Origin of the sequence: Leisingera sp. JC11 (genome assembly GCF_040704725.1) — a bacterium.
Classification (GTDB): Bacteria; Pseudomonadota; Alphaproteobacteria; order Rhodobacterales; family Rhodobacteraceae; genus Leisingera.
In genome coordinates, this window is sequence record NZ_JBFCVS010000037.1 from 1 (window position 1) to 20,860 (window position 20,860).

At 63.0% G+C, this 20,860-nt stretch carries 12 protein-coding genes and 1 pseudogene; 4 read left to right on the forward strand and 9 right to left on the reverse strand.

Features of this window, described 5'->3' with window-relative positions:
* The first annotated feature begins 74 nt into the window (after nt 1-74).
* On the forward strand, nt 75-422 hold the full coding sequence (locus AB1A62_RS21340; RefSeq protein WP_366663479.1) for a hypothetical protein: 348 nt from the start codon (nt 75-77) through the stop codon (nt 420-422).
* A 266-nt stretch (nt 423-688) separates the two neighbouring features.
* On the opposite strand, the gene AB1A62_RS21345 is transcribed toward AB1A62_RS21340, so the two are convergent.
* Both AB1A62_RS21345 and AB1A62_RS21350 read right to left on the reverse strand, forming a co-directional pair.
* Nucleotides 689-1,414, reverse strand: a complete 726-nt coding sequence (locus AB1A62_RS21345) for an NAD(P)-binding domain-containing protein (protein ID WP_366663480.1) — start codon at nt 1,412-1,414, stop codon at nt 689-691.
* Nucleotide 1,415: 1 nt separating this feature from the next.
* On the reverse strand, nt 1,416-3,461 hold the full coding sequence (locus AB1A62_RS21350; protein WP_366663481.1) for an FAD-dependent oxidoreductase: 2,046 nt from the start codon (nt 3,459-3,461) through the stop codon (nt 1,416-1,418).
* Nucleotides 3,462-3,590: 129 nt separating this feature from the next.
* Between AB1A62_RS21350 and AB1A62_RS21355 the strand changes: the two genes are divergently transcribed.
* The gene (locus AB1A62_RS21355; RefSeq protein ID WP_366663482.1) at nt 3,591-4,205 is read left to right on the forward strand and encodes a TetR/AcrR family transcriptional regulator; all 615 of its coding nucleotides are present in this window, start codon (nt 3,591-3,593) and stop codon (nt 4,203-4,205) included.
* 292 nt (nt 4,206-4,497) lie between these two features.
* On the opposite strand, the gene fdhF is transcribed toward AB1A62_RS21355, so the two are convergent.
* The 5 genes from fdhF to AB1A62_RS21380 all read right to left on the reverse strand — a co-directional run bounded on the left by fdhF (nt 4,498) and on the right by AB1A62_RS21380 (nt 13,388).
* Nucleotides 4,498-7,272 carry a formate dehydrogenase subunit alpha gene (fdhF, locus tag AB1A62_RS21360; protein ID WP_366663483.1) on the reverse strand — a complete coding sequence of 925 codons (2,775 nt, stop codon included), beginning with the start codon at nt 7,270-7,272 and terminating at the stop codon, nt 4,498-4,500.
* A 3-nt stretch (nt 7,273-7,275) separates the two neighbouring features.
* Nucleotides 7,276-8,964, reverse strand: a complete 1,689-nt coding sequence (locus AB1A62_RS21365) for an NAD(P)H-dependent oxidoreductase subunit E (protein ID WP_366663484.1) — start codon at nt 8,962-8,964, stop codon at nt 7,276-7,278.
* 93 nt (nt 8,965-9,057) lie between these two features.
* Entirely contained in the window at nt 9,058-9,969 is a 912-nt protein-coding gene (locus AB1A62_RS21370; RefSeq protein ID WP_366663485.1) for a LysR family transcriptional regulator, read from the reverse strand.
* 52 nt (nt 9,970-10,021) lie between these two features.
* Nucleotides 10,022-10,546: a winged helix DNA-binding protein gene (locus tag AB1A62_RS21375; protein ID WP_366663486.1), complete on the reverse strand. Its 525-nt coding sequence runs from the start codon at nt 10,544-10,546 to the stop codon at nt 10,022-10,024.
* A gap of 340 nt (nt 10,547-10,886) precedes the next feature.
* Nucleotides 10,887-13,388, reverse strand: coding sequence for a Hint domain-containing protein (locus tag AB1A62_RS21380; RefSeq protein WP_366663487.1), 2,502 nt, complete (start codon nt 13,386-13,388; stop codon nt 10,887-10,889).
* A 461-nt stretch (nt 13,389-13,849) separates the two neighbouring features.
* Between AB1A62_RS21380 and AB1A62_RS21385 the strand changes: the two genes are divergently transcribed.
* Nucleotides 13,850-16,198, forward strand: a complete 2,349-nt coding sequence (locus AB1A62_RS21385) for a methyl-accepting chemotaxis protein (RefSeq protein WP_366663488.1) — start codon at nt 13,850-13,852, stop codon at nt 16,196-16,198.
* A 182-nt stretch (nt 16,199-16,380) separates the two neighbouring features.
* A complete protein-coding gene (locus AB1A62_RS21390; RefSeq protein WP_366663489.1) occupies nt 16,381-19,332 on the forward strand; it encodes a PAS domain S-box protein in 2,952 nt (983 codons plus the stop codon).
* Between the two features lie 32 nt (nt 19,333-19,364).
* Here AB1A62_RS21390 and AB1A62_RS21395 read toward each other — a convergent pair whose 3' ends face one another.
* Both AB1A62_RS21395 and AB1A62_RS21400 read right to left on the reverse strand, forming a co-directional pair.
* Nucleotides 19,365-20,204 carry a DMT family transporter gene (locus AB1A62_RS21395; protein WP_366663490.1) on the reverse strand — a complete coding sequence of 280 codons (840 nt, stop codon included), beginning with the start codon at nt 20,202-20,204 and terminating at the stop codon, nt 19,365-19,367.
* Between the two features lie 21 nt (nt 20,205-20,225).
* A pseudogene (locus tag AB1A62_RS21400) lies at nt 20,226-20,860 on the reverse strand (Na/Pi cotransporter family protein); the annotation flags it as partial.

Sequence of the window (20,860 nt, forward strand, 5' to 3'; positions counted from 1 at the left end):
CAAACAGTGAAGCTGACACTGCATCATCGGACCTAAATCCTAGCAGCGCGATATGCATCGGCTGATCCATCGAAATGAACCAAACCGCCCGCATATCTCTTCAGTATTCCATCAATGTCAAAGAGCAAAACTGCCACCCGAAGGCCAAAAACCAGACCGATGCGCCAATCTTCCGGCGCGCCCGCCTCGCTCATCCCTCAGATGCCGCCGTCTCTCCAGCGTGTTTCCCGAACCGTTCCGCGTCGCCGCCGTTCCGTCCAGTGTGTCCCCGTGGCGCCTCAGCGCCGCCGGTGAGGGGGCTTTTACGGTTACACCCGAACACCCGCAACCCAAAAAACGCAAAAAACAGAACTTTCCAAAAAGAAAAATCACAAATCAAACAAAATCAACACCTTACACAAAAACAAAGTCAGAAACACTGACCCGCTTTCCACCCCTCCCCCGCGCCGCAAACCGCCCCGGACACCGCCAAACCAATGCCCGGGGCACTTACCCACAGACTCAACCACCTTACCCACAGACACAAAGCCAGGAATCAAAGAAAGGCCGAGGCACCCTGGATCGAAACCCAGCCACGATTCCTTCCAGCTGCAAGAACGCCAACGGTGCCGCAACGCAGCAGACGCAGAAGAAAAACCGAAGAGAGCGCCGCAAACTGCCGCGCCCTCAGATTTCCACACAAGCGGACTCAGCTTTCGAGTTCACTCAGCCCCTCAGCGAGAGCGTTGCGCATGCCAGCCTCTTCCATGTGCAGCCGCAGCCGCTGGTTAAACCCGCCCGGCGTATTCAGCGCCTCGATCAGTTCCGCGCATCCTGACGCCTGCAGGCTGGTGGACACCAGCATCCTCAGGAAGGCCTCCCCTTGCGCGGGGTCCGATACCCGCTGCCCAAGCCAGTCCGCAGCATCCCCCACCAGGCGCGCAGCCGGCGAGAGCACTGCCTGGGCCGCCAGATAGGACTTCAGCTCCGCCCCGTCCTTAAGTGCAAAGACCTTGTTGTCCGGCTCGAAAATCCGGCCAAGCAGGGCGGTATCCCCGAGGGCCATGATTGGAGAGCCGCCCTGTGCGATGCCGGGAAACGGCATCATGACCGCTGCCGCCGTTGCCGGCGCAGCCCAGTCCGCAACCTGCTCCAGCTCCGCGCCCGCCATGAACGAGACCACCTGCTGATCCGCCCGGAAGGTCAGGCCGCCCAGAACGGCCTCCCCAATCTCCGCCATCAGACCCAGGAAGACCACGTCGCTTGCATCGATCACGGCCTGGTTTCCGGCCACGGCCACATCATCGAAGGCCTCGGCAAGCGCCGAAGAGTGGCTTGCGCTGCGTTCCGAGACGGTGATCTGGTGGCCCTTGCCCGCCAGCCCCCGTACCACAGCGGAGGCGATGGTGCCGCACCCCAGGACTCCCAGACGCATATCAGATCTCCTTCATCAGCCGCAGCGCATCATAAATCGCCGCATGGGTGTTGCGCGCAGAAACCGCATCGCCGATGCGGAACAGCTGAAACCGGCCCTCGGAATTGGTGCGGATTGATTGGGGGCGGCCGCTGATCAGGGCGCTCTGATCCACCTCGCCCCGGTTGGCCGATGCGTCCTTGAGCGCGAAATAGAGATCGTCTAGCGGCAGGGTTCCGTAATTCAGCACCACCTGATCATACTCGGCCTGATAGGAATGGCGGCTGTAGTCCGTGCCGATGGACGCCGTCAGCCTGTTGCCGCTGCGGCCCACCCCTAGCAGGCGGTGGGCAACCGTGAACGTCACATCCTTGTCCTGCAGCGCCCGCATGTATGGCACCAGGTTCATGCCCATGATGTCAGGGGCAAAGGTCCGGTCGGGGGTCATCACCTCCACTTTGGCGCCCGCATTTGCCGCAGCTTCAGCTGCCATCAGGCCCGGGTGATCGCCGCTTTCGTCATAGATCAGCACATGCCCGGCCGGCTTCACATCGCCAGAGATGATGTCCCAGCTGGACACCGCATGAGGCAGATCACTGCCGGTTTCGTGCAGCATCATGCAGGGCATTCCGCCGGTCGCCACGATCACGACATCCGGATCAAGCGCCTGCACATCCTCTGCTTCGGCCCAGGTGTTGAAGCGGAACGCCACGTCCCGGGCCGCGCATTGCGCCATGCGCCAGTCGATGATGCCGATCATCTCCGCCCGGCGCGGGTTCTGCGCGGTCAGACGGACCTGGCCGCCCGGCTCCGCGGCCGCCTCAAACACTGTCACGTCATGGCCGCGCTCTGCCGCCACCCGCGCGGCCTCCAGCCCGCCGGGCCCGGCGCCGACAATCACCACTTTCCTGCGGGTCTCCGCCGGGGTGATCTGGTGCGGCATCGTGAGTTCGCGACCGGTGGCGGCATTGTGGATGCACAGCGCCTCCCCCGCCTGATAGATGCGGTCCAGGCAATAGGTGGCACCGACGCAGGGGCGGATATCATCCTCGCGCCCCTCCATGATCTTCTTCACGATATGCGGGTCGGCCATATGGGCGCGGGTCATGCCCACCATGTCCAGAAGGCCGCTGGCAACCGCGTGGCGGGCTGTTGCCACATCAGGAATGCGGGCCGCGTGAAAGGTCGGCATGCCTGTTGCCTTCTTCACTTCGCCTGCGAAATCCAGATGCGGCGCTGACTTCATGCCCTGCACCGGGATCACATCGGTCATCGCCGGGTCGGTGTGGATGCGGCCTCGGATCACGTTGAGGAAATCCACCATGCCGCTGTCTGCCAGGCGTTTGGAGATTTCCAGCCCCTCTTCCGGGGTAATGCCGCCCGCTTCCGCCTCATCCGCGGTGTAGCGAAGGCCGACGATGAACTCAGCCCCCACCCGGTCCCGCACCGCCTGCAGCACGTCCATCGGAAACTTCATCCGGCTGTCGAGCGTCTGGCCCCCGTAAGGCCCGTCCAGGTCATTGGTCAGCGGCGACCAGAACTGATCCAGCAGATGGCCATAGACCTGCAATTCAATCCCGTCCATGCCGCCCTCCTTCATCCGCTCCGCCGCGTCGGCAAAATCAGAGATGATGCGGGTGATATCCCAGTCTTCGGCCAGCTTGGGGAAGGACCGGTGCGCGGGTTCCCGGTGGCGCGAGGAGCTGACGGACGGCAGCCAGTCACCCTTGTTCCAGCCGGTGCGGCGGCCCAGGTGGGTCAGTTGGATCATCACCGCTGCACCGTGCTCATGCACTTGATCCGTGAGGTTGCGGATCCAGGGCACGACCTCGTCCTTGTAGGCCAGGATATTGTTGAAGACCGGCGGGCTGTCGCGGCTGACCGCGGCCGAACCCGCTGTCATGGTCAGCGCCACACCCGCCTTGGCGCGCTCCGCATGGTAGGCCGCATAGCGTTCCTTGGGCATGCCGTCTTCCGGGTAGGCGGGCTCATGGCTGGTGGTCATGATCCGGTTGCGAAGCGTCAGATGCTTCAGCTGGTAAGGCTGCAGCAGCGGATCCTTGGACATGGGTGTCTCCTGGCAAGGGGTTTTGGCTTGGCGGCGAGTCTATTTCCACTCTTGACACATATGTCGACAAAACTTTCACACCTGTCAAGAAAAGTTGCGCCTGCCCCGCACCGCTGCTATGGCTGGCGCATGGACACACAGGACATTTCCCGCCCGCGGCTGAGCGAAGAAGACTGGCTGGCAGCCGCCTATGAGGTGCTGACCGAGAGCGGTGTGGAAGCGGTGAAGGTGATGCCGCTGGCCAAGCGGCTTGGCGTATCGCGCACCAGTTTTTACTGGCATTTCAAGGACCGCGAAGAGCTGCTGGAAGCGATGGTTCGGCGGTGGGAGGAAAGGAATACTGGCAACCTTGTAGCCCGCACCGAAGCCTATGCCGAAAGCATTGCCGAGGCGATGTTCAACCTATTCGACTGCTGGATCGACCCGAACCTGTTTGATGCCCGGCTGGATCTGGCCATCCGAAACTGGGCGCGCAATGACAGCGGCCTGCAGGAAAGGCTTGATCTAGCGGACACCTGCCGCGAACAGGCCATGACAGATATGTTCATCCGTTTCGGCTATCCGGAGGCGGATGCGCTGATCCGCGCCCGGGCCATGATCTACACCCAGATCGGCTATATCTCGATGCAGGTGCACGAAAGCACGGAGTACCGGATTTCCCTGATGCCTGGCTGGATCGAGGTATTCACCGGCACCCGCCCTGTGCAGCGGGACCTGGACCGGTTTCTGGCCCGGCACCGCTAACCACGACCGAGTTCCTGATGCCCCATGTCTCCCAAGGCAGAAACACGCCTGCCCGCCGGGCAGGCACCACTGATGCCGGCGCGGCAGTTGGGCCAAGCGCCGCGCCTTTCAGGCGCGGCGCGGATCGCTTCGGGCCTTGCCCGAAGCGATACCTCTCATCAACGGCAGCAAACAGGCACCCTGCCCGCGAATGCCGCCGCCGCGCCGGGCGCCAGCCCGGCGCCACCAGCAAAAACGGGCGCGGAACTCCTGGTTCCGCGCCCGCCTTGTTTCATCAAGCAAATTTGCCGGCTTATTCGGCCGCGATCTGCCCTTCGATCTTCTCGACCTTCACTGCCGAGAACTTGAACTCGGGGATCTTGCCATAGGGGTCCAGCGCCGGGTTGGTCAGGATGTTGGCCGCCGCCTCCACATAGGCGAAGGGCACAAACACCATGTCCTCGGCAATCGCCCGGTCGGCCCGCGCCATGATCTCGATCGAACCGCGGCGGGTCGACAGGCGGATCATCTCACCCGGCTCGATGCCCATCAGCTTGAGCGTGCGCGGGTTGAGCGAGCAGTTCGCCTCCGGCTCGACCGCGTCCAGAACCTTGGACCGGCGGGTCATCGACCCGGTGTGCCAATGCTCGAGCTGGCGGCCGGTGGTCATGATCATCGGGTACTCCGCATCCGGTGCCTCATCCGGCGGGATCACCGATGCCGGGGTGAAGCGGGCACGGCCCTCGGGGCGCGGGAAGCCGTCACCGAACACAATCGCCTGACCGGGGTCGGTCTCATGCAGCGACGGGTAGGTGATGGTCTCGGTCTCCAGACGCTCCCAGTTGATGTTGTTCAGGGACTTCATGTTCAGCTTCATCTCGGCAAAGACTTCGCTGACATCCTTGTAGTCCCACGGCAGGCCGATGCGCTGCGCCAGCTCGACAGTGACCTGCCAGTCCTCACGCGCCTCGCCCGGGGGCGGCACGGCGGGACGCACGCGCTGCACCTGGCGGTTGGTGTTCGACACGCTGCCGTTCTTCTCGTAAAGCGCCGAGGCCGGCAGGATGATGTCGGCATAGTTCGCCGTCTCGGTCAGGAAGATGTCCTGAACGATCATCAGCTCCAGCTTGGCAAAGGCGTCCCGTGCGTGATCGGCATCCGGGTCGGACATCGCCGGGTTTTCCCCTTGGATGTACATGCCCTTGATGTTGCCGGCATAAGCCTCGTCCACGATCTCGGTCACGGTCAGGCCCTTCTCGTTCGAGAAGTCGCCGCCGCCCCAGACATCAGTGAAGCTCTTGCGGACATCATCCGAGGTCACGGTCTGATAATCCGGCAGGAACATCGGGATCAGGCCCGCGTCGGAGGCGCCCTGCACGTTGTTCTGGCCGCGCAGCGGGTGCAGGCCGGCGCCCGGCTTGCCCACGTTGCCGGTCATCAGAGCCAGCGAGATCAGACAGCGCGAGTTGTCGGTACCGTGGATATGCTGAGACACGCCCATGCCCCAGAAAATCAGACCCGCCTTGCCCTTGGCAAAGGTGCGCGCAACGCTGCGCAACTGCTCAGGCGAGACGCCGCAGATTTCCGACATCTTTTCAGGCGTGAACTGCGCCAGATGCTGTTTTTCCGCTTCCCAGTTCTCGGTGTACTTGTCGATGTACTCCTGATCGTAGAGCTCTTCCTCAACGATCACGCTCATGATCGCGTTCAGCATCGACACGTCCGCGCCCGGGCGGAACTGCACCATTTCGGTTGCAAACCGGCGCAGGCCGACGCCGCGCGGATCCATCACGATCAGCTTGCCGCCGCGCTTGGTGAACTGCTTGAAGTAGGTCGCAGCCACCGGGTGGTTCTCGATCGGGTTGGAGCCGATGACAATCGCCACATCCGCGTTTTCGATCTCGTTGAAGGTCGCGGTCACAGCACCGGAGCCGACGTTTTCGATCAGCGCCGCAACGGAGGACGCGTGGCACAGACGGGTGCAGTGGTCCACGTTGTTGTGCTTGAAGCCCTGGCGGATGAACTTCTGGAAGAGATAGGCCTCTTCGTTGGTGCATTTCGCCGAACCGAAGCCCGCAACCGACTTCGGATTTTCATCGCGCAGCTTCATCAGGCCCTTGGCCGCCAGGTCCATCGCCTCTTCCCAGGTCGCTTCGCGGAAATGGGTCGACAGGTTGCCCGGATCGACATTCAGCCCCTTGGCCGGCGCGTCGTCGCGGCGGATCAGCGGCTTGGTCAGGCGGTGCGGGTGGTGGATGTAGTCAAAGCCGAAGCGGCCCTTGACGCACAGGCGGCCTTCGTTTGCCGGGCCGTTGATGCCCTCGACGTACTTGACCTTGCCATCCTTGACCTTCAGCGAGACCTTGCAGCCGACGCCGCAGAACGGGCAGACGCTTTCGGTCTCGGAGTCATAGTCCTTGCTGTCGCCGACCTGGTTTTCGTCCAGCACGGTGGCGGGCATCAGCGCGCCGGTCGGGCAGGCCTGCACACATTCACCGCAGGCCACACAGGTGGACTGGCCCATCGGGTCGGCAATGTCGAAGGTCGGATAGGCATCATGGCCGCGGCCGGCCATGCCGATCACGTCGTTGACCTGCACTTCGCGGCAGGCGCGCACGCACAGGCCGCAGGAGATACAGGCGTCCAGGTTCACCTTCATGGCGACGTGGCTGTCGTCCAGCAGCGGAATGCGGCCTTCTTCCAGCTTGGGGAAACGGCTCTCGGTGACGCCATTCAGCTCTGCCATGTCCCACATGTGGGAGGATTTGTCGTGCGCCTCTTCCCGCTTGGGCTGGTCGGCCACCAGCAGTTCCATCACCATCTTGCGGGCGTTTTCGGCACGCGCGTTGTTGGTGGTGACCACCATGCCCTCGGCAGGTTCGCGGATGCAGGAGGCCGCCAGCGTGCGCTCGCCCTCGATCTCCACCATGCAGGCGCGGCAGTTGCCGTCCGGGCGGTAGCCCGGCTGCGGCTTGTGGCACAGGTGCGGGATCTTCAGCCCGCGGCCGTTGGCGACTTCCCAGATGGTCAGGCCTTTGTCCGCCGTGACCTGTTCGCCATCGAGTGTGAATGTGACTTTATCGCTCATGGCTCAGACCTCCTCGGGGAAGTGTTTCATGGTCAGGCGGATCGGGTTCGGCGCGGCCTGGCCCAGGCCGCAGATCGAGGCGTCGACCATCGCGGTGCTCAGCTCTTCCAGCAGGCCCTGATCCCACTTCTTCTCGCTCATCAGCTTGACGGCTTTTTCGCAGCCCACCCGGCACGGGGTGCACTGGCCGCAGCTTTCATCCTCGAAGAAGCGCAGCATGTTCAGCGCCGCATCGCGGGCCGAGTCCTGATCGGACAGCACCACCACGGCAGCGGAGCCGATGAAGGTGCCATGCGGCTGCAGCGTGTCGAAGTCGAGCGGAATGTCATTCATCGACGCAGGCAGCAGACCGGAGGACGGCCCGCCTGGCTGGTAAGCCTTGAACGCGTGGCCATCCAGCATGCCGCCGCAGGCCTCGATGATGTCGGTGATGGTGGAGCCGGCGGGCAGCAGGTGCACGCCCGGGTTCTTCACGCGACCCGAGACCGAGTAGCTGCGCAGGCCCTTGCGGCCGTTCTTCTCAACCGAGTTCAGGCATTCCGGGCCTTCGCGGTTGATCTTGCAGACCCAGTACAGGGTCTCGACGTTGTGGACCAGGGTCGGACGCCCGAAGACACCCACCTGCGCCACAAACGGCGGACGGTGGCGCGGCTCGCCGCGCTTGCCTTCGATCGACTCGATCATCGCGCTTTCTTCACCGCAGATATAGGCCCCTGCCCCGCGGCGCAGATCGATGTAGCCTTCCTCGACGATGCCGGCGTCTTCCAGCGCCTTGATCTCACGGCGCAGGATCTCCAGCACCGCCGGATATTCGTCGCGCATGTAGATAAAGGCTTTCTCGGCCTCAACCGCCCAGGACGCGATCAGCATGCCTTCCAGGAAGACGTGCGGGGTGCGCTCCAGGTAGTAACGGTCCTTGAAGGTGCCCGGCTCGCCTTCGTCGCCGTTCACGGCCAGATAGCGCGGCCCTTCATTGGCGCGGACAAAGCCCCATTTGGTGCCGGACGGGAAGCCAGCGCCGCCCAGGCCACGCAGGCCGGCTTCCTTGACTTTCGCCTGAACCGCTTCCCAGTCGCCATTGGCACGCAGGTCTTTCAGCGTGGCATAGCCGCCTTCCGCCTCATAAGCAGCGAAGGTTTCATACTCCGGAACGTGCGCGTGAGTGTCGTCCGCTGCAATCGCCGCTTCCACCTTCTCGACGGTGGCGTGGTCGATGTGGTTGTGGCCGATCTCCAGCACCGGCGCCGTGTCGCAGCGGCCCATGCAGGGCGCGCGCAGTACGCGGACCTGGCTTGCGTCCAAGCCATCTTCCAGCGCCTTCTGCAGCTGCTGGGCGCCTGCCAGTTCGCAGGACAGCGAATCGCAGACCCGGATGGTCAGCGCCGGCGGCGGGGTCTCGCCTTCCTTCACCACATCGAAATGGGCGTAGAAGGTCGCAACCTCGTAGATCTCTGCCTGACCTGTCCGCATCTCCTCGGCCAGCGCCCGGATATGCGCGGCGCTGAGGCAGCCGTATTTGTCCTGAATCAGGTGCAGGAACTCAATCAAGAGGTCACGGTTGCGCGGGCGGTCCCCCAGCAGTTCCTGAACCTCGCTCAGCGCAATGTCGTCGACCTGGCGGCCTTTGGGCGTCTTGCGGCCCTTGCCTTTGCCGGACTTCCATACGCCCTTGCTATCATCCAATGGTGCCATGGGATCCTCCAGTCAGCACGTCTTTCATTCAGCCAATGCCATCAAGAATGAATATCGTCAAATCTGGAAATTGGATTGCACGATCAGAAAAATTTATGACGCCATTTGCGGCATCCTATCGTCTACAAACGTCGCAACTACCTCTTTCAAAGCGCGCACAGTTGTGAGTTCCGGTGTCCGGTCCAGAGTCGCAATGCAGATCGGCCGCGCCTGCTCGGGCTCCACCAGCGCCAGAACCCGGGTGCCGCCCAAATCGCCCAGCGCCTGCATCAGCGCCCGCGGCAGGATGGTTGCCGCCGAGCCTTCCCGCGCCAGCACCATCGACGCCATGAAGCCGTTGGACTCGGAAACGATCTCCGGCCTCAGCCCCAGGTCGGCAAAGATCCGGTCCAGGATCCGCCGGTTCTGCATCTGCTGGTCCAAAAGGCTCAGCGGCAGTTCAGCCGCTTCCGCCCAGCTGATCGCATCACCGCGGCCCGCCACCATGTCTTCCGGCGCCAGAAGCACATAGCTTTCCTCATACAGCTGCTGCACTGTCACCAGTTCGCGGCCCATGCCGTCGGCATAGGTAATTCCGGCATCGATTGTACCATCATACAGCCGCTGCTGGATAGCCAGCGAGGTGGTGACCTCCACCTGCGCCAGAATCCGCGGATAGGCCTGATGCACCTGGTCCACCAGCTGTGCGGCCCAGGCGGTGGCGGTCGGCACCACCCCCAGCACCAGTGTGCCGCTCACCTCACCGCGGGTTGCGGCGATCTCCTGTTCCAGCGCCTTGGCATCATCGAGGATCGAGCGTGCCCGGCGCACGATCATCATGCCTTCCTCCGTCAGCCCCTGGAAACGGTTGGCCCGGCGCACAATGGACAGGCCCAGCCGCTCTTCCAGATTGCGGATCCGCATGGAAAAGGCCGGCTGTGACATGCCGCAATCAGCAGCTGCCTTGGCGAAATGCTTGTGCCGCGCCAGCGCTGTCAGCAGCATAAGGTCCTTGAGTTCGATCATGACGGAACCTTAAGCCGCTGCCGCCGGTCTGTACAATGGAACAGTTGCCGGCTCAGCCCTGGCTGTCAGCGCCTGCAGGACGCCCCCCGGATCCGTAAAACCCGGTCAATTCCTCCAAAACCGCCAGGGCGCTATCCAGCTGCTCCGCCATCTCCGGCCGGTCCGCAAGCGCCTGCAGCAGCAGGCCGTCCCTCACGGATTGCATTTCAGCGGCAACCCGGTCTCCCTCTTCCGTCAGGCTGTAGGACACCCCGGAGCGGCCGGCCCCCTGCTTGCAGGTCAGCCCGGCGGACGCCAGTTTGCGCAGGGAGTACTGGATGTTGGGAATATCCACGCGATTGGTGAGCCGGGCCATTTCCTTGATCGATATGGGCCGGCCGCCATCTCCGATCAGCAGCAGCAGGGTGATTTCCGCCCCCGACAGCGGCACGCTGCTCAGCTGTTCAAAGCTCTCTGACTGCCAGCGGTTAAGGCCTTCATGCGCCCGCTGCACCGCCATTTCCAGGCTGCGCAGCTTATCCTTGGCCAGTTCGGCAGACAGGTGTGAAAAGGTGGAAGGGCCGACTGAATGATCCAACGAACAACTCCAAAAATTTTGTCTGAAACGGCACAATTACTGCGGATCAGAATATCCGGCGCGTGCAGCGCCTGCCCGGCAAACAATCGAATGCAACCACTCCCCCTGCTGGGGATGCCGGGCCTTATTCCGAAAATCCAATTCAAATGACCCGCAACATATCCAATCAAATCCGCCGGACTGCAATACCCAGACGTGTATTGCAGCCGCTTGGGCGCACGCTGAACAATGACTCACGGCGCGCTTAGCGGGTGAAAGAGCGGAACCAGGCTTCGGCGTTGCCAAGCCGGATGTGCTGGACCTCGCCGCCCGGCACGGCCAGCGTGCCGGCCGAGATTGCTCAGACCATTGCAAGCTGCCGCAGATCACGCCGTTTGATGGCGTAGCGGGCAAGCCCGCCGTAGGCCGCGCGCACCTGTGCCCTGCCGGGTTCACCGGACAGGCAAAGTGCGGCAGCCAATTCGGGGAACAGGTCGAACAGTTCCCGTCTGCCGTCAGCGGACAAGCCGCGAACCGCCTCCGGACCGGGCCAGAAGGTTTCCGTTGCGATGCCTTCGGCAAAAACCACCTCGTGCTGCTCAGTCATGAGATGCACATAGGTGACAGGGCCGGTTGCACGGATCAGCTGCGTGCAATTCGGATCGATTTCCGCCAGCAGCTTGGCAGACAGGAAGCTTTCTTCAATTGGCCGGTCCCTGCCAAAGGTCTTGCGGCCGGCCAGCAGGCGGTGCTGCGGGGACAGCAGCATCGGCCGCTCCGGGGCCAGCAAGCCGCCGGGGCGAACGCTGTAGGGCTTCAGATGCGGGCGCCGCGCCAGCTCTGCCGGGCTCAGGGTGCGGCTGCCGGTCCAGATCACCGGCTGATAGCCATTGTCGGCAGTTTGCAACAGGTCGCCCACACGAATCTGCCCGGCCGGCACTGCTCCGCGCTGGGTGGCCAGCAGGACATCCGGTGTGAAGCAGGGAATGCCGGCAGCGTGCATCTGCGGCGCGGTTGACATCTGGGCCGGGGCCACCCCCTGCAGGACAAGCTTTTCACCGCTCGGGAAGGTGAGCAGAGCATTGCCAAAACCATCATCGCCGACTGAGATGTCCCAGGCGCGGACGGCACCGGCCGGCCCGGTGCCGCCGGTCAGGTCGGAGATGTCCAGCTGGTCATTGTAAAAGCCGTCGCTGTCGTCATCGGCGATGCTGAAATCGCTGATGGTATCGGTGCCGCCACCGCCGCTCAGGATCAGTTCGTCATAGCCGGAACCGCTGGTGATGGAATCATTACCGGCCCCAAAGGCGACTGTGTCGTCACCCGCGCCCGCATCAATTGCAGCGCCGGCACTGTCAGCCGTTGCATCGACCACGTCGTCCTGATCCGTGAGGTTCATTGCCTCAATCTCGGAGAAGGCGATCGTGCCGGTGCCGTCGGTGATGGCGCCCGCCTCGTCACCGGTATAGGTGACGGTGACGCCGGTGGTGACACCCGAGACGTCAACGGTGTCATAGTCATTGCCGGCCTCGCCGCCGGTCAGGGTGTCATTGCCGAACCCATCGGACATCTCGAAAGTATCGGCATCGGCCTCGCCGTGCATCTCGTCGGCACCGCTGCCGCCAACCAGCAGGTCGTCGTCATTGCCGCCGTACATAGTGTCGGCACCGTCGCCGCCTTCCAGGGTGTCGTTGCCGTCGGTTGCAACAATGCTGTCATCGCCGGTGCCGCCGACAAGACTGTCGTCCCCGGCCGAGTTTCTGAGGGTGTCGTTGCCTGCACCGCCGATCAGCGTGTCGTTGCCCAGTCCGGTGGTCAGGCTGTCATTGCCTGCGCCGCCTTCGATGTAGTCATTGCCGTCGCCGCCGGAGAGGGTATCGCCGCCTGCCCCGCCTATCAGCGTATCGGCGCCAGTCCCGCCTTCCAGAATGTCGTCGCCGTCACCGCCATCCAGACTGTCATCGCCCTCCTCTCCCAACAGAGAGTCATTGCCGCCCTGGCCGTATACGATGTCATTGCCGTCACCGCCCAGCACGGTGTCGGCGCCTTGCTCGATGGGGGTGACAACCGGATCGTCGATGACGTCGCCGGACAGGGTGAACCCCGCCAGCCCGTCGCGGGTTTGAAGGGTGAACTCAATTGACGACTGGTCCTCGAAACCAGCAGAGAACCAGGCGCTCTGATCAGTGTACGCGTTGAACTGCGTCCCAGCGGCCGTGACCATATTGCCGTCGGTTGAGGTATTGAGAGAGGTGTCCGACGAAACACCGAAGGAGGTGAAGCTGCTGCCGTCGATGATAACCGCTTCAGCATCGCCGTAACCGCTGTTGTCGTCGATATCGTTGAAAGTGGCGGTGGAATTCAGATAGACCGGTTCACCCGTTGCCGGGTCAAAGAATTCCAGCCGGAATGTCGCCTGATCTCCGGCCTGATCCCCTCGCAGCAGGATTTCCGCACCTTCGGTATACCCGAACTGTACCGACATGTTCGAATTGGATTTCTCCACCAGGACCAGCTTGCCCCAGACCTTGGTGCCATCCTCCAGTGTCGCAACATCGCTGAAGACAGCGTAATTTCCCGCGGACCCCGTCCAGCCGTCATGCGAGATGCTCTGGATGTTGCTGATATCCAGCTCAAGCGGGCTGGCGTCCGTGCCCTGATTGAATCCGTCGCCCATGTCGCCATAGACAACGTCATCACCTTCGCCGGCATCAATGAGATCGCTGCCTTCTTCACCGGCGACGGTGTCAGCGCCACTACCTGCTTCGATAATGTCATCGCCGGTTGTTCCCGCAATTTTATCTTTGCCCACTGTGCCTTTCAGGGTCGCAAGAATGCCGGCAAGCCAGTCAGATGTAGCCATATATTGTTCTCGTGTCTTGGCTTGTCCCGGGCGCGCGGTCAAAACGGCCATAGTGTTTCGGCAAAGGCGCCATTGCTGCGGTCCTCGATACACGTTCCTCCGGTAAGGAAAGGTAAATCCGCCAGAAGCGGTGACATTTCGCTTCGGGCCTTCGCTTTAAGGCCGGAGTGCCCTGTGGCGGTGCTCAACCGGGTAAGGTCATGGGCATGGGCATCGCCCCCCCCCCCTGCAGGCTTGCACATGATTCGCGCTGCCTTGGAGGCGTTCCGATAGAATTGGAACTTTATTTTTGCCGCCCTAGGCCGCCAATTCGCCCAAAAAACAGGCCGCATCATGCATTTTAACGGCCCGGAAATGAATCCCTCTGAGTGTTTTGACGTCCAGCACCTCCTGGCTGGCACCGCCAAAGGCCGCTTTCAGGCAGTCCGGCAGACTGAAATGTTGATGGGAACTTCGCCGTTATGACTCGACTGTTTAAATTCTGGAACAACATGCGGCTGGGCCGCAAGCTGCCGCTCGCCATTGCCGCGCCGACAATCTTTCTGACGCTCGCCTCGGGCTTCTTCTTTGCCTGGGAGGCCGGGCAGGCGCTGAAAACCAACCGCGAGGCGGCCTATGCCACACTGCTGGAAGAGCGCAAGGAGGCGCTGGAGAACTGGGTTGCGGGGCTGCGGTCCCAGACCCGGACGCTGGTTGCCAGCAAAGCGGTTGAAACAGCGCTGCGCGACTTCTCCAACGGGTTCTACTCGCTTGGCGACGATCCCAGCAGCTATCTGCGCGCCACGTATGCCGATGGCAACCCGAACCCGGCGGGCGAGCGCTACAAGCTGCTGGACGCCAAGGACAAATCTGCGTGGTCGATCCGCCACAAGATGAACCATACCGGCTTTGTCACCTTCCTCGAGGAACAGGGGTTCCTGGACGCCTATCTTTTGGATGTGCAGGGCAACATGGTCTACTCGGTCCACAAGAACGAAGACTTCGCCCTGAACTATCTGGACGGGCCGTACAAGGACAGCGGGCTGGGCCAGGCCTTCCGCGCCGCCCTGGAGATGGAGCAGGGCAACGTGCACCTGTCGGAAATGGCTGCATATGAGGCCGATGGCGGTGCAGCTGCCATGTTCATCTCCTCGCCCGTCTTCAAGAAAGGCGCGATCATGGGGGCGCTGGTTCTGCGCGTGCCAGTCCACGGCATTGCCGGCATTCTGTCCCATTCAGCGCTGCTCGGCGAAACCGGGCAGGCTTATCTGGTGCGCGGCGATGGCATCGCCCTGACCGCATCGGATCGCGACGGCGGCCATCAGGTCCTGACAAAACTGCCTGAACTGCAGCAGATCACCGCGGCGCTCAGCGGCGGGGAAAGCAGCTTCTCCGGCACCCCCGGTCTCGCGGGCCAGCCGGTTGAGGCGATGGCTGCAAGCGTCGGCCTGGACGACCGCACCTGGGGAATTGTGCTGGAGGTCGACAGCGCCGAGGCCCTGGCGGCCGAGAAAAGCCTGGTCAATGCCTCCATGCTGCAGGCCGTTGGCGTTGCCCTCGCGGTTGCCCTGCTCTCGTGGATTGCTGCCCGCGGCATTGCGCGCAAGGTGTCCCGCCTGTCGGACAGCGTCGAACATATTGCCGCCAAGGACTATGATCACCCGGTTGCCGGTCTGGGTACCGGCGATGAATTCGGCAATATCGCGGGCATCCTGGAAGGCTTTAAAACCGATCTGCAAAACGCCCAGCTTGCCGAACAGGAACGGGCAGAAGCACAGCGCGAGCAGGATCATGTGGTGAATGAATTGCGCACCGGGCTGACACATTTGGCCCAGGGCGACTTCTCAACCACGATCGATGCGCCCTTCCCCGAGGCCTACAAAGGCCTGCGGCAGGACTTCAACCAGACAGTCGACACGCTGAACGCAACCGTGCGCGAAGTGGTGGAGGCCACCACCAGCATCCGCAACGGCACCTCGGAGATCAGCCAGGCCTCCGACGACCTGTCGCAGCGCACCGAAAGCCAGGCCGCAACGCTGGAACAGACCGCGGCGGCGCTGGATCAGATGACCGCCAGCGTCAAGGCCGCCGCGGATGGCGCGCGCAAGGTGGAAACCGCCATGAACGAAGCCCGGGACGAGGCAACGGCCAGCGGCGAGGTTGTGCAGAACGCGGTCACCGCAATGAATGGAATCGAGGAATCCTCCCGCCACATTTCCCAGATCATCGGCGTGATCGACGACATTGCCTTCCAGACCAACCTGCTGGCCCTGAATGCGGGGGTCGAAGCCGCCCGAGCCGGCGAGGCAGGACGCGGCTTTGCCGTCGTCGCCTCCGAAGTGCGGGCGCTGGCACAGCGCTCCTCGGATGCGGCCATGGAGATCAAGACGCTGATTTCCAATTCCGGCGAACAGGTTGAAAAGGGCGTTGACCTGGTCGGCAAGGCTGGCGAGGCGCTTCACAGCATCGTCTCGCAGGTGTCGCATATTTCCGGCCTGGTCTCGGCCATTGCCGAAGGCGCGGCAGAGCAGTCGACAGGCATCGGCGAGATCAATACCGGTGTTATGCAGCTTGACCAGGTCACCCAGCAGAATGCCGCAATGGTCGAGCAGATGACCGCGGCGGGCCAGCTTCTGAACGGCGATGCCTCCAATCTGGCGGGGCTGGTGGCGCAATTCAACGTCGGCCTGGAAATGCCCGCACCGCGCCGGAATCCGCAGCCGGGCCTTCCCTCCGCCCATGGAACCGGCTGGGATGAGATGCCGGAGGCGCCAGCCGCTGTGCCTGTTTCGGACGGATCGGCTGCCTTGGCAAAATGGCAGGACTTCTGACCCGTCAGCAAATGACCTACGGCGGCTGCCGCTTGTGCCACACTTGGGCAGCCGCCAGCAGCAATCATATTGTGAAAACCGGATATTCAGACTTTATAAGGAAAATGGACCAGAACCGAACACTTGGCGCAGTTTAAGGCCGCAGTTGCCAACAGTGTTTCTGAAATAGCAAAGGTGGCTGGATGGCCGTGTCTAAACTCCCCGCAAGCTGGCTGCGCGCACTCAGCAACAGGACCTACCTGCCTGCCCTGCTTGCCTTGGCAGTGGTCTGCGCTGCGGGGCTGTATGCCGAAAGGCAAAACGCCACGATCCACTACCAGTCCCAGCGCGCCGATACCCAGCAGGCGGCGGGGATGATCAAGTCCCGCCTAGAAGGTCAGCTGAACGGCGACTACCAGCGCCTGCGCGGCCTGGCGGCCATGCTGGCGACGGAACCGGGCATGGGCCAGGAACGCTTCAGCCGGATTGCCGCACAGGTGCTGGAGGGAAAGACCGCCATCCGTCATATCGCGGCAGCACCCGGTCTTGTGGTGTCTTTGATTCACCCGATGAAAGGCAACGAGGCCGTCGTCGGTCTGGACTACAACAAGAACGACGCTCAACGCGCTGCCGCGCACCGGGTGCGCGACAGCGGCGAGATGGTCCTGGCCGGCCCGGTTGACCTTGTCCAAGGCGGCTCCGGCTTCATTTACCGCCTTCCGATTTTTACCGGCAGCGGGGAAGACCGGCAGTTCTGGGGCATTCTGTCGGCGGTTGTTGAAACCGAGACCCTATACGCGGCAACCGGATTAAACGGCGGCAGCGGGCCGGACATCGCGTTGACCGGGCGGGACGGCACCGGCGCGGCGGGCCGCCAGTTTTTCGGTTCCACCGGCATTCTTTCCGACCACCCGGTGGTCCTGGACATCAGTCTGCCCGCCGGCACCTGGCAGCTGGCGGCCCGTCCGCACGGCGGCTGGCAGGAAAACCCTGCCAACCTGTGGCAGCTGCGGCTTGCCCTGCTGGCGGCCGGCACTCTGATTGTGTTTCCCACTTTCCTCGCCGGGCGGCTGTCCGCAGCACGGCAGACGGTCATCGGCAAGCTGCGCAACCGGGAGGCCGAACTTGAGGCCGTCTCGCGGCGGCTGGAGATTGCGGTCAAAACCTCCAAGGTCGGGATCTGGGAATGCGATGCGGAAAACCAGCGGGTCAGCTGGGACAGCCGCATGTATGAATTGTACGGCATCCCCGAGGATCAGACCCCGCTGGCCGGGGCAGCCTGGGACGAAAGGCTGCACCCGGAAGACCGCGGCCGGGTTGCTGAGGCGCTGCAAGCGGCAGAACAGAGCAAAGCGCATTTCGCCTCTGACTTCCGGATCGTGCTGGACGATGGCACGGTCAAGCACATCCGGGCGCTGGCCAGCCCGTTCACCGATGCGCAGGGCCGGCACTGGATGATCGGCGTCAACTGGAACGTGTCCGAAGATGTCCGCCTGCGCGAGGAACTGATCCGCGCCAACCAGACCCTGTCCGAACGCAACAGCGAGCTGAAACAGGGCAAGCAGGCCCTGGAACAGGCACATGCCGAACTTCAAAAGCAGCAGGCGGAGCTGCACCGCCTGTCGCTGGTGGCCAAACACGCCTCCGACAGCATCATCCTGACAGACGCAGACCGGCGGATCCTCTGGGTCAACGAAGCTTTCACGCGGGCCACCGGCTACCTGGCCTCCGATGCCATCGGCCGGACCCCGTCGGAGCTGCTGGACGGGCCAAAAACCGATGCCAGCGTGATCCAGGAAATGAACCGGCACAAGGACCTTGGCATCCGGTACCACAACGAGGTCCTCAACTACACCAAATCGGGCGGCGAGGTCTGGTTTGACACCAACATCGTACCGGTGACGAGTGCGGATGGAAACGTGGACCTGATCATCGGCATCGAGCGCGACATCACCCACAGCAAGCAGCGTGAACGCGAGCTGGCCGAGGCCAAACTGGCTGCGGAACAGGCCGACCGCGCCAAGTCTGAGTTCCTGGCCAACATGAGCCATGAGATCCGCACCCCGATGAATGGCATCATCGGGATGGCAGATCTCCTGGCGGAAGCAGAATTGCCGCCGGATGAGCGGCAGAACGTGGAGACCATCCGCAGCTCCGCCCAAGCGCTGCTGAAGATCATCAACGACATTCTCGACCTGTCACGGCTGGAAGCCGGGAAATTCTCCATTTCCGCAGAGGACTTCAATCTGCGCGATTGCGTCAGCAGCGCCGCAAATCTGTTCCGCCCGAAAGCCCAGGAAAAAGGCCTGCCTCTGGACATCAGCTACATGGACGGGTTGCCGAAACGGATGCACGGGGACGACGGGCGCTTGCGCCAGATCCTGGTCAATCTGATCGGCAACGCGGTGAAATTCACAACGGAAGGCAGAATTTCCGTCCGGGTCTCGCATGCGCCCGGCGATCCCTACCGCCTGGTTGTTGAAGTCGAGGACAGCGGCATCGGGATCTCCGAAAACCAGGCCCGCCACATCTTTGACCGCTTCACCCAGGCTGATGCCGCCACCACCAAGGCATTCGGCGGCACCGGGCTGGGCCTCACAATCTCCAGCATGCTGGCGAAGCGGATGGGCGGCGGCATATCGGTGCTCTCGGAACTTGGCCAGGGATCCTGTTTCCGCCTCGAGCTGCAGCTGGCACCGGCCGGCGAAGCAACGAACGGACCTGCTCCCCTCGCCCTGGCGAGCCCCCCGCAACTTGCGCCTTGCCGGGTGCTCTTGGCCGAGGACAATCAGACCAACCGGCTGCTGATCCGCAAGTACCTGCGCGGCCAGCCGGTGGAGCTGGCCGAAGCCGCAAACGGCCGCGCCGCGGTGGACATGTGCAAGGAGCTGCAGCCGGATATCATTCTGATGGATATGTCGATGCCGGTTCTCGATGGCATCGGCGCCACCCGGGAAATCCGCAGCCTGGCCATCCGGCAGCCCGTCATCGTGGCCCTGACGGCCAACGCGTTTGCAAGCGATCAGCAAGCCTGCCTGGATGCGGGAATGGACCATTTCCTGGCCAAACCCGTGAAGAAGGCTCTGCTCCTGCACACCCTCGCGGCGCTGCTGGCAGAGACATCCGTCCCGCAGAAAAACCGGGCCAGTGCCTGACAACAGCACCCGCCTGCCCCGTGGCCGCAGCTTTAAACAGCTGTCCCGATCAGGCCCACACCGGCCGCCATCAGCACCGCCGAGCCCAGCCGCCGCATCCAGTAGCCTTCCTTGAGGAAGACAAAACCGATCAGGGCCGCAAAGATCACCGAGGTTTCCCGCAGGGCTGAAACCGCCCCCAGCGGGGCAAAGTTCTTGGCATAAAGAACCAGCCCGTAGGCGATCATCGACACCAGCCCGCCGGCAATGCCCAGAACCCAGGTTTTTCCGGGCAGGGCCGCCAGTGCCCGGCGCTTGCGGACGGCAACAAACCCGGCAATGAAAATATGAAGGAAAGCTCCCCAGGCCCAGTAGCTGAGCGTATTGCCGGACAGGCGCACGCCCAAACCGTCGACCACGGAATAGATCGAAATGCAAAATCCGGTGCCTGCCGCGAAACCAAGTGCCGCACGCCCCACACCTGACCGCAAGGCTTTCCAGCTGCTGAGCTGGATGCCGCAGGCGATCACGGCAATGCCGGCCCAGGCCTGCAGCGGCAGCACCTCTCCGGCAAAGGCCATTGCCCACAGGGCAACCAACGCCGGCACAATGCCGCGGGCAATCGGATACACCACGCTCAGATCACCATGCTGATAGGCGCGGCCCAGCATGAAGTAATAACCGAAATGCACGACCGTGGAGATCAGGATATAGGGAAAGCTTTCCGCCGACGGCAGCGGCAGCACCGCGATCATCACGGCACCGGGAATAACCTGGCCGAAGGCCACCAGCCCCAGCGTCGTGGTACGGTCGGCAGCCGTTTTCACAATGGCGTTCCACAGCGCGTGCAGCAGGGCTGCCGTCAGGATGATCGCAATTACAGGAAGTGTCATTTCACGGGTCAGGTCTTTTGGCTAGCGGCCGCCGTCATCCCGGCCGGGCATTTCCTCGATCAGGCGGGTCTCCAGCAGCTGGCCGTTCTGGTAGAGGACGGGATAGGCGACGGCGGCGATGTGGCTGTTGAACTCGCGCAGGGCGCGCAGCGTCTCCAGGTGGATGTCGGAGGTGTCGAAACTGTCGCGGGCGCCGTTCTGCAGCCGCCGCAGATGCCGCTTGCGGCTGTCGCGCTCCATCCGCTTCAGCTCGGTCTTCTCCAGGCTCAGCAGCCGCGCGCTCTCCAGGTCATCCGAGATCAGCACATTGGAGGCCAGCTGCATATTGGCCAGGATCGCCTCATGCATGCGGGTGATCTCCAGCCAGCCGTCGCGGGAGAAGCTGAAGCCTTTCTTGTTCAGCTCGCCCGCCAGCACCGTCAGGCGGCGGGCCACCACATCGCCCGCGGTCTCCAGCCGGATCGCGTATTCCATCAGCCCGCGGGCGGTCTTCAGCTCCTCCTTGCTGAACGCGTCCTCCGGGATCGCCGCCACATAGCGGCGGATGCCGGAGAGGCAGGCGTTGACCTCCCCGTCCATCATCTGCACCGCCTTGATCTGCTCCTTGCTGCCGCCCCGGTACAGCTCCAGCACCGGCCGGAACATGGCGCCGACCT